2 protein-coding genes are annotated in these 2157 nt (G+C 73.6%); one reads left to right on the plus strand and one right to left on the minus strand.

What is annotated here, in order from left to right; genetic code table 11:
- Positions 1-479: 479 nt before the first annotated feature.
- Positions 480-1424, minus strand: a complete 945-nt coding sequence (fmt, locus tag AC31A1_RS50490) for a methionyl-tRNA formyltransferase (RefSeq protein ID WP_489659765.1) — start codon at positions 1422-1424, stop codon at positions 480-482.
- Positions 1425-1700: 276 nt separating this feature from the next.
- Between fmt and AC31A1_RS50495 the strand changes: the two genes are divergently transcribed.
- On the plus strand, positions 1701-2157 hold a 457-nt coding region (locus AC31A1_RS50495), incomplete at its 3' end, for a hypothetical protein (RefSeq protein WP_489659766.1).

A 2157-nucleotide genomic window follows, 5' to 3' on the forward strand; every position in this document is an offset into this window, starting at 1 on the left:
GTGTTGGGGGGACCCGGGGTGTTGGGGGTGCCCGGCGTATCCGAGTGCCCGGCGTATCCGAGTGCCCGGCGTAGCCGAGTGCCCGGCGTAGCCGAGTGCCCGGCGTATCCGAGTGCCCGGCGTATCCGAGTGCCCGGCGTATCCGGGTGCCCGGCGTACCGAAGGCCCTGCGGTGCCCGGGGCGTTGGGGTACCCGGGTTGCCCGGGTGACCAGGTTGCCGGGAGTACTGAGGTTCTGAAGGCCCAGCGGTCCCGGGGTACCGAGGTGCCGGAGTACCGAGGTGCCGGGGTACCGGGGTGCCGAGGTGCCGGAGTACCGAGGTGCGGAAGGCCCTGCAGTGCCCGGGGTACCGAAGTGCTCAGCCGTGCCAGGAGTGCCCGATGTCCCGGAGTGCCCAAGGTGCCAGGGTGCCGAGGGTCCTGCGGTGCCCGGAGCGCCCGAGGACCCGGGGTGCCCGGGGTCCTTGGGCGCTCCGGGCCTAGGAAGTCCCGAGCGCCCCGACGCTCTCCCCCGCACCGATCCGCGCCCCGCGCGCCCAGTCCGCCGCCCGCATCGGCTTCTTGCCCTGCGCCTGCACCCACAGCAGCTCGACGGCGTACGAACCGGTGCCCACGTACACGTTGTTCTTGCCGACGGCCAGCGCACCGGGGGCGAGGTCGGTGCGCTCGGGCACGGGCGCGGCATGGATGAGCTTGAGCCGCTCACCGCGGAACACGGTCCAGGCGCCGGGCGCGGGCGTGCATCCGCGTACCACCCGGTCCACCCGCAGCGCGGGAGCCGTCCAATCCACCTGCGCGTCCTCGACGTTGATCTTCGGGGCGAGGGTGATGCCCTCGTTCGGCTGCGGTACGGCCTTCAGGGTGCCGTCCTCGATGCCGTCCATGGTCGCGGCGAGCAGCCCCGAGCCGGCGAACGCGAGCCGGGTGAGCAGGTCGCCGCTGGTGTCGGTGGGGCGGATCTCCTCGGTGACGGTGCCGTAGACGGGCCCGGAGTCGAGGCCTTCCTCGATCAGGAAGGTGGAGGCGCCGGTGATCTCGTCGCCGGACATGATGGAGTGCTGCACGGGGGCGGCGCCGCGCCAGGCGGGGAGCAGCGAGAAGTGCAGGTTGACCCAGCCGTGGGCGGGGATGTCGAGGGCGACGCGGGGCAGCAGGGCGCCGTAGGCGACGACGGGACAGCAGTCGGGCGCGATCTCCCGCAGCCGCTCCAGGAACTCCGGGTCGCGCGGCCTGCCGGGCTTCAGCACCTCGATGCCCGCCGCCTCGGCCCGCTCGGCGACGGGACTCGCCACCAGCCTGCGCCCACGCCCGGCCGGCGCGTCGGGCCGCGTGACGACGGCGGCCACCTCGTGCCGCCCGGAGGCGATCAGGGCGTCCAGGGCGGGAACGGCGACCTCGGGGGTACCGGCGAAGACGAGCTTCATGGGAGGGTTCGGGCCTCTCGGGCGGAGGTGGGCGGGCAGCGCACCAGTCTATGGCGCGTCCCGGCAGGCGCGCCCGGCGGCTCACACCCCTCAACTCGCCGACAACTCACCGGCGCCCGCAGCGCACGCCGGTTCAGCGGGGGCGTACGCATATGCCCCTACGCCCCCTTCGCGTGACCAGCGGAGCGCACAGGCGTTGGTCAAGAAAGAGTTGACCTCCTTGGGCCGCATTCACGCGGCCCGATCCTTTTCAACGCCGGTTCGAGAGGCTTGTTCATGGCCGACCACGCAACCCACGACGCCCAGGCTCGGGCCAGCCTGCACTTGCTGGTGCGGGACATCGAGCGGGTCCGCCGGCAGGTGGACGCACTGCGCACGCTCACCGCCCAGCTGGGCAACGTCTACCGCCCGCGCCGCTCCGGCCCGTCCACGGGCTTCGTCGTCTACGGACGCGCTCCCGCCCCGACGGTCCGTCTCGCGCAGGAGCTGCGGGACAGTGTCGAGACCCTGGTCACGGCGGCCGTGGACTTCGACCGCTCACTCGGCTTCTCGTGGGACGCGGTGGGCTCCGCCCTGGGTGTCACCAAGCAGGCGGTCCACCGCCGCTACGGCGCCCGCCGCGCCGCGACCCAGGCCGCGGCCGACGCCGAGCGCACGACGGAGGCGGCGACGACCCGCCCGGTGGGCGTGAACACGGGCCTCCCCACCATGCCCACGATGCCCGCCCTCCCCA

This window comes from Streptomyces sp. P5F9 (assembly GCF_057961495.1).